The sequence below is a fragment of the Burkholderia sp. Ac-20384 genome (assembly GCF_017104605.1).
GTDB lineage: Bacteria > Pseudomonadota > Gammaproteobacteria > Burkholderiales > Burkholderiaceae > Burkholderia > Burkholderia lata.
Map to the genome: position 1 here is coordinate 1 of NZ_JAAGPE010000389.1, position 7,394 is coordinate 7,394.

Below are 7,394 nucleotides of genomic sequence, written 5' to 3' on the forward strand. Positions count from 1 at the left end.
TTCAGGCCAGCCTCGGCTTCCTTCAAGATGCTGATGATTTGCTCTTCGGTGAATCGCTTTTTCATTGCCGTTCCTCTCTGGAACGGACTCTACACCGTCACCGTACTAAACGCGGGGAGCAGGTCAGGTGTTCCACCGCTATGGCAAGCGCGTGAAGCTCACCGACGAAGGCCGCCGCTACCTGGACACCGTGCGCGCGGCGTTCGACAGCATCGCGCTCGCGACCGAGCAGCTGCGCAACACGGGCGCGGCACGCGTGCTGCGCATCAATGCGCTGCCGACCTTCGCGATGAAATGGCTGCTGCCGCGCCTGTCGCGGTTCCAGCGCGACGTGCCGAACGTCGAGCTGAAGCTGTCGACGTCGAATGCGCCGCTCGACACGCTCGACGGCTTCGATGTCGCGATCCGCCGTGGCCCCGGCCACTGGCCGAACTGCACGAGCGGCCACTTCCTCGACGAAAGCGTGATCCCCGTCTGCAGCCCCGCGCTGCTCAAGCGCGTGCCGATCGCGCGCGCGGACGATCTCGCGCGCCATGTGCTGCTGCATTCGGATACGCGGCCGGAAGGCTGGCGCGACTGGTTCGCGGCGGCCGGCGTGACGATGAAGGGGCGCAAGCGGCAGTCGTTCGACCACTTTTACCTGGCGCTGCAGGCGGCCGTCGACGGCCTGGGCGTCGCGCTCGGCCCGTTGCCGCTGATCGACGACGAACTCGCGAGCGGCCGGCTGGTGATGCCGCTGGAGGGGCCGCGCATCGCGACGCGCAGCTACTGGTGGATCGCGCCGCGCGCGCCGGCCGACGATCCGCTCGTCGCGCAGTTCTGCGCGTGGCTGCAAACGCAGTCGAACGTCGGCGCGTAGCGCCGCGACGTTCGACGCGGAAGATGACGCGGGCGGCACGACACCGCCCGCCGGAAGCTCAGACCACCGGGCCCGGTTCCTTTTCCTTGCGCAGGATCGCGTACAGGATGATCGCGCCGAACGTCGCGGTGCCGATCCCGCCGAGCCCGAAGCCGCCGATCTTCAGCGAGAAGTCGCCGGCGCCGAGCACCAGCGTGACGGCCGCGACGATCAGGTTGCGGTTGTCGGAGAAGTCGACCTTGTTGACGACCCAGATCCGCGCGCCGGTCACCGCGATCAGCCCGAACACGACGATCGATACGCCGCCGAGCACGGGGCCCGGAATCGTCTGGATCACCGCGCCGAACTTCGGCGAGAAGCCGAGCACGATCGCGATCACCGCGGCGACCGCGAACACGAGCGTCGAGTAGATCCGCGTGACGGCCATCACGCCGATGTTCTCCGCGTAGGTCGTCACGCCCGTGCCGCCGACGCTGCCCGACACGATCGTCGCAAGCCCGTCGCCGATGAACGCGCGGCCCACGTAGCGATCGAGGCTGGTGCCCGTCATCGCGCTGACGGCCTTGATGTGGCCGAGGTTTTCCGCAACCAGGATCACCGCGATCGGCGCCAGCATCAGCATCGCGTGCGGATCGAACACCGGCGCGCGGAAGCTCGGTACCCCGAACCAGGCCGCATGCTCGACGATCGAGAAATCAATCGGCTTGCCGAGCCCCATCCCGTTGGTCACGACCGCGTAGATCACATAGGCGATTACCAGCCCGACGAGGATCAGCAGGCGCTGCACCATGCCGCGCGAGAACACCGCGACGCCACCGACGCACAGCACCGTGACGAGCGCCATCACCGATTCGAAGGTCGACCCGGACACGCCCTTGACCGCGATCGGCGCCAGGTTCAGCCCGATCACCGCGACCACCGCGCCGGTCACGACGGGCGGCATCAGCGTCTCGATCCAGTTCGTGCCGATCGCCTGCACCAGCGCGCCGATCGCGACGTACACGACGCCGCACGCGATGATCCCGCCGAGCGCGACCGGGATGTTCGGGTTCGGGCCGCTGCCGCCGTAGCCGGTCACCGCGATCACGAGGCCGATGAACGCGAAGCTCGAGCCGAGGTAGCTCGGCACGCGGCCGCCGACCAGCACGAAGAACAGCAGCGTGCCGATGCCCGACATAAAGATGCACAGGTTCGGGTCGAAGCCCATCAGCAGCGGCGCGAGCACGGTCGAGCCGAACATCGCGACGACGTGCTGCACGCCCATCGCGACCATCTGCGGCCACGCGAGGCGCTCGTCGGGGCCGACCACGCGCGAGGCCGCGCCGGTCGATTGCACCCGCCAGCGCGGGAAGTAGGAATCGGACATGGGGAAAAGGGCTCCTGTCAGTCGGTCGCCGGCTGCGGAGGATGCGCCGGTCTGGAATCTGGCGCGAGTTTACGGAGCGGAAATGGGGCTGGCAAGCGGGCTGATGGACGGGCTGAAAAGCGGGTCGCCGAGCGGGGCCGCGATCACGATGCGCGGCTTGCGGCGTGTGTGAAACGGGGCACGATGACGTGCCCCGGTGAAGCGCCCGCCCGCGCGGGGAAATACGCGTGCAGCGACCGACGCCGGCCGCGACGCAAGCGTGCGCTCACATCGCGGCCGGCGCGGCGACCATCAGGGGTTGATGTACTGGAACAGCGACAGGTTCTGCAGCTGCGCGTACGCCTTCTGCGAGCCCGTCAGCGCGTTCTGCATCTGCAGGAACTGGCTGATCGTCGACACCATGTTGGTGCTCGTCAGGTCGGACAGGTTGCTGGTGACCTGCAGCGTATTGGTCTGGTTCACGGTCTGCATCGCCTTGACTTCCTGTTCGCGGCCGCCGACCGACGCCTGAACGGTGAGGACGTTCGTCATCATGTTGTTCAGCTTCGTCGTGCCGGTGGTCATCGCGTTCTGGAGCGCGGCGGCGGCAGTCGTGTTGTTGCTGACCGGCACCTTCAGCGCGGCGATCATCGAGTCGAGCGCCGCGAACACGTCGGTGCCGGCCTGCGGCGCCGGCGTGACCGTGAACGAATCGCCGGGCGCCGGGTTGCCCGATACGGGCACCGACAGGCCGTTGCCGAGCGCGATCCCGGCGCCGGCCGTGTACGGCTGCGCGGCGGTCGTGGTCGGCGGCGTGACGGAATTGTCGGTGACCGTATAGGTCGGCGCGGCGGCCGTGCCGCCGAACCCGATCGTGAACTGGTGCGTGTTGGTCGCGGCCGACGGGCTCGTGATCGTCACCGCGCCGATCGTGCCCGTGCCCGTGTTGCCCATGCCGGCGGCCGGTACCGGCAGGCTGCCGAGCATCGGCACCGACAGGAACACGCTCGCGCCGTTGTCGCCCTGCGCGATCGAGCGCGAGTCGGCGATCTGCACCTGCCGCGAACCCGTGTCGCCGCTGTAGGTCACGCCGCCGCCCGGTGCGTTCGAGAACGGCGCCGTGGCCGTCTTGAAGCCCGCGTACAGGTAGTTGCCCGCGCCGTCCGTCGAGTTCGCAAGCGTCAGCAGCTGGTCGCGATAGCCCTGCAGCTGCGTAGCCGATGCCGCGCGATCGCTGTCGGACAGCGAGCCGTCGCCGGCCCGGATCACGACCGTGTGAATGCTGTTCAGCAGGCTGCTGACGCTGATGAGCGACTGGTCTTCCGCCTGCAGCGAGGACAGCGCGGTGTTCTGGTTCGCCGAATACTGCGACAGCGTCGCCGACGTCATCGACAGCTGCACCGCCTGCGCCGCGCCGAGCGGGTTGTCCGCCGGGGTCGACAGGCTCACGCCGCTCGAGATCTGCTGGTACAGCTGCGAGAGCTGCGCCTGCTGATCGTTCATCGACGCGACGTTCATCTGGTAGAACTGGGTGGTGGAAATGCGCATGGCTTCGATCCCCGAAATCAGTTGAACAGGCCAAGCACGGTCTGGAACAGGGTCGACGCGGTCTGGATCACCTTCGCGTTCGCCTGGTAGAGCTGCTGGTACTGCATCAGGTTGGCCGCTTCCTCGTTCTGGTTCACACCCGACACCGACTGCTGCGCTTCCGTGATCTGGCCGATCAGCGAGGTCTGCGCGGCGCTCGACGACTTCAGCTGGCTCGTCGTGTTGCCGATGTTGTTCACGTAGTTCGCATACGCGCCGGTCAGCGTGGTCGTGCCGCCGCCGAGCGACTTCGCGCTGACGAGCTTCGACAGCGCGAGCGCGTTGCTGCCGTCGTTCGTGCCGCCCGTGTTCGGCGCGACCTTGAACGTGTCGCCCGCTGCCGGCGTGCCCGACACCGTGACCGTGACGCCGGCCGTCAGCGTGATCGGCGAGCCGGACTGGTACGGCTGCGCGGCGCTGGTCGTCGGCGGTACGGCCGTGTTGTCGGTGACCGTGTAGGTCGGGCTGGCGGTCGTGCCGCCCATCGTGATCGTGTAGTTGTGCGGGTTGGCCGCGGCCGTCGCGCTCGTGACCGACAGCCCGCCGATCGTGCCGTTGCCGGTGTTCGTCGTGGTGGCCGACGGCACGAACGGTGCCGCTGCCGCGATCGCCGAGCCGTTCGACGTCGCGAGGCCAAAGCCGTTCAGCGCGCCGCGCGTCGGCTGCACGGTGAACTTGTCGCCGGCGTTCATCGAGCCGGACGAGAACGAGAAGTTCAGCCCGCCGATCGACCCCGGCATCGTGTTCGACGTGCCGACCACCGCGCCGCTCGCACGGTCGGTCAGCGTGTACTTGGCGCCGTCGTACGACAGCGTGTAGTCGCTCGTGGTCGGCTGCGACGCGTTCGCGAACGACACGGACAGCGCCGCGTTGCCGGTATTGCCCTGGTTCGCGTACGTGATCGGGCTACCGGTCGTGAACAGGTTGCCGCCGACGTTGCCCGACAGGTCGATGCCGAGCGCGTTCTGCGCGTTGACCTGCGCGGCGAAGCTGGTCGCGATTGCGCCGAGCTGCGCTTCGGCCGGGTCGAGCGTCTGGCTGCGGAACGCGAGCAGGCCGCCGAGCGTGCCGCCCGACAGCGACGCGTCGGACAGCGCCTGGTTCGGCCCCTGCGGGTTCGCGCCGGCGATGCCCTGCGACACGACGGTCAGTTCGCTCGGATCGGACGGCGACGTGACGGCCGCGAGCTGGTAGCTCTTGTCCGCGACGACGAGCGGCGTGCCGCCCGCGAGAAACACGCTGTAGCCGTCGCTGTTGCGCACCACCTGCACGCCGGCGAGGTTCGACAGGTTCGACACCGCGAGGTCGCGCTGGTCCATCAGCTGGTTCGGCGGTTGCCCCTGGCTGCTCGCGGACGCGATCTGCTGGTTCAGCTGCGCGATCTGCGCGGTGTACGCGTTGATCTGCGTAACGGTGCTCGAGATCTGCGTATTGACGCTCTGGCGCAGCGCATCGTACTGCTGGCCGGCCGCGGTGATCTGGTTCGCGAGCGTCTGCGCATTGCTCATCGCGGTCTGCCGCACCGACGAGTCGGACGCGCTGTTCGCGACGTTCTGCAGCCCGGTGAAGTAACTCGTGATCGCGGTCGAGATGCCCGACGTCGGGTTGCCGACGTAGTTGTTCAGCTGCGTGACGAGCGAATACCACGTCGACAGCGCGCCGCTCTGCGTCTGCGCGCCGTTCAGCTGGTCGCTCAGGTACTGGCTGTACTGCCGCTGCACGGTGACGGTATTCACGCCCTGCGGCATGTAGCCGCTGCTGGTGTACTGGCCGCTCGCCTCGGAATAAACGGGGCGTTCGACCGAATAGCCCGGCGTCGCCGCATTGCTGATGTTGTTGCCGGTCGTCGTGAGGCCCCAGAGCGCGGAATTCAGGCCGCTGACGCCGAGGTTCATGAGTGTGTTGGACATGCGCGATCCTGATGAGCCGACCGCGCGTCGCGGCCGCCGGGTTGCGTGACTCCCGGTATAACGGCCGCCCATCGAAAAAATTGAGGAAAAAATGCACGCGCGACGCACACTCGCGCGTCGCCGGTTCAAGCGTGCGGCCGAAGGTGCCGCAAACGCCGTGCGGGCCGCCCCGGGCGGGGCCGGCCGCCGCTTGCGCGTCAGGCCCGCGCGAGCGAGCGACGCTTCATTTCGAGCTGCGTGATCAGCCGTTGCAGCGTGTTTTCCGCACTGCCCGGCAGCGACATGTAGCGGAAGCCGAGCTGGTAGCGCCGCGACCCGTTCGGCATCTGCGTCGAACGCTGCGACACGAGCTGCAGGTCGAGCGACAGCTTGCCGTGGCCGGTCAGCTCGAGCTCGACGTCGGGCAGCGTCGTGCCGACCTCGAGCGCCTCGACGCGCTCGTCGGCCGTGCGCAGCCCCACGCCGCCGAGCGACAGGTTATGCACCTCGAACAGGAAGCTTTCGCCGTCCGGCAGCTTGCCGCGGCACAGGAACGGATCGACGATCGGCGCATCGACGCGGAAATACTCGCGGCGCTGGATGCACATCAGCACGTCGGGGAAATCGGCGACGAACGCGGGCAGCCCCTCGTAGCGCGTCTCGCGCGGCGTGCCCGTGGAGAATTCGACCCGCACGCCCTCCGGCGCGGCCGCGAACGTGCAGTGCGACGCGCCGAGGATGCTGGCGTTCTGCTCGGATAGCGCACCCCAGTCGAACGTGAACGTCCGCGCGCCGACATCCACCTCGAGCAGGCGCGTGACAAGCTGGCCACCCGGGTACTGGACGGTCAGGAAATCGCCGCGATTGACGAGGTTGCGCAGCTGCACGCCGATTTCCAGCGGATTGCGGCGGGCATAGTCGGGCCCGGAGTGGCCTGCATCCAGGCTGGGGTCCGTCGACGTTTCGATATTCATGGCTAGCCGGTCTTTCTTGTCATGGGCGCCCGGGCAACCGGTGCGCAATAAAACCGGGCCAGAACGGGGGCCCGGTCGCAGGTCTCTCACACTTAGCGGCAGTGCTGACCGAAAGTTTAGATCGAATTGGGGATTTTTTTCGCGCAAACGTTGAAACCGCGCGCGGCGGGCTGCCGGGCGCGGTCCAGAGGGTACAACGGCGGTCGCCGGCGGGCCGGTCAGCCGATCTGCTGCATGATCGAAATCAGCTTCTTCGCGTAGTTCGGGTCGGTCGCGTAGCCGGCCTTCTGCATCCCGTGCGCGAAGCCTTCGACGCTGCGGCTCGCGCTCAGCACGCCCGAGTAGCGCGGGTTGTTCTTCAGCAGGTTCGCGTAATCGGTCATCGCGTGCTCGTACGAATCGTACGCGCGGAATTTCGCGACCACGCGACGCGGCGTGCCGTTCACGTATTCCGTGGTCAGCGCCGACACCGTGCGGCCGGTCCAGCCCTTGGTCGCCTTGATGCCGAAGACGTTGTAGCTCGTCGTACCGTCGCCCGCGCGGATCTCGCGCTTGCCCCAGCCCGATTCGAGCGCGGCCTGGCCGACGATGAAGCGCGCCGGAATGCCGGTCGCCGCCCTGGCCGCCTGCGCCCGGGCCGCCAGCCGGTCGCCGACCCCGTCGGCGTCCTGCACGCCCCTCCCGCCCTGCCGCGGCTGCGTCAGCGCGCTCCCGGCCGATCCGCCCCTCGTCCCCGCCAC

5 protein-coding genes and 1 pseudogene are annotated in these 7,394 nt (G+C 68.1%); 1 reads left to right on the plus strand and 5 read right to left on the minus strand.

The genetic code is table 11. The features are described 5' to 3' along the window. Nucleotides 1–127 precede the first annotated feature (127 nt). Nucleotides 128–859: pseudogene (locus tag G3O00_RS37885) on the plus strand (LysR substrate-binding domain-containing protein); the annotation flags it as partial. Nucleotides 860–917: 58 nt separating this feature from the next. Here the strand turns inward: G3O00_RS37885 and G3O00_RS37890 are convergent. From G3O00_RS37890 to flgJ, 5 genes are all read right to left on the minus strand, one after another. Then, nucleotides 918–2,225 (minus strand): solute carrier family 23 protein, encoded by a 1,308-nt coding sequence (locus G3O00_RS37890; RefSeq protein WP_174936241.1) that lies wholly within the window; start codon nucleotides 2,223–2,225, stop codon nucleotides 918–920. 291 nt (nucleotides 2,226–2,516) lie between these two features. After that, entirely contained in the window at nucleotides 2,517–3,752 is a 1,236-nt protein-coding gene (flgL, locus tag G3O00_RS37895; RefSeq protein WP_174936239.1) for a flagellar hook-associated protein FlgL, read from the minus strand. A gap of 17 nt (nucleotides 3,753–3,769) precedes the next feature. After that, a complete protein-coding gene (gene flgK, locus G3O00_RS37900) occupies nucleotides 3,770–5,701 on the minus strand; it encodes a flagellar hook-associated protein FlgK (RefSeq protein ID WP_174936237.1) in 1,932 nt (643 codons plus the stop codon). A gap of 197 nt (nucleotides 5,702–5,898) precedes the next feature. Beyond that, entirely contained in the window at nucleotides 5,899–6,654 is a 756-nt protein-coding gene (locus G3O00_RS37905; protein ID WP_011353462.1) for a flagellar brake protein, read from the minus strand. Nucleotides 6,655–6,872: 218 nt separating this feature from the next. Then, on the minus strand, nucleotides 6,873–7,394 hold a 522-nt coding region (flgJ, locus tag G3O00_RS37910; protein WP_206146069.1), incomplete at its 5' end, for a flagellar assembly peptidoglycan hydrolase FlgJ.

What these genes read in the sequence shown, in the direction of transcription:
- G3O00_RS37890 (WP_174936241.1), bottom strand. Translation starts at nt 2,225, where the DNA reads ATGTCCGATTCCTACTTCCCGCGCTGGCGGGTGCAATCGACCGGCGCG.
- flgL (WP_174936239.1), bottom strand. Translation starts at nt 3,752, where the DNA reads ATGCGCATTTCCACCACCCAGTTCTACCAGATGAACGTCGCGTCGATG.
- flgK (WP_174936237.1), bottom strand. Translation starts at nt 5,701, where the DNA reads ATGTCCAACACACTCATGAACCTCGGCGTCAGCGGCCTGAATTCCGCG.
- G3O00_RS37905 (WP_011353462.1), bottom strand. Translation starts at nt 6,654, where the DNA reads ATGAATATCGAAACGTCGACGGACCCCAGCCTGGATGCAGGCCACTCC.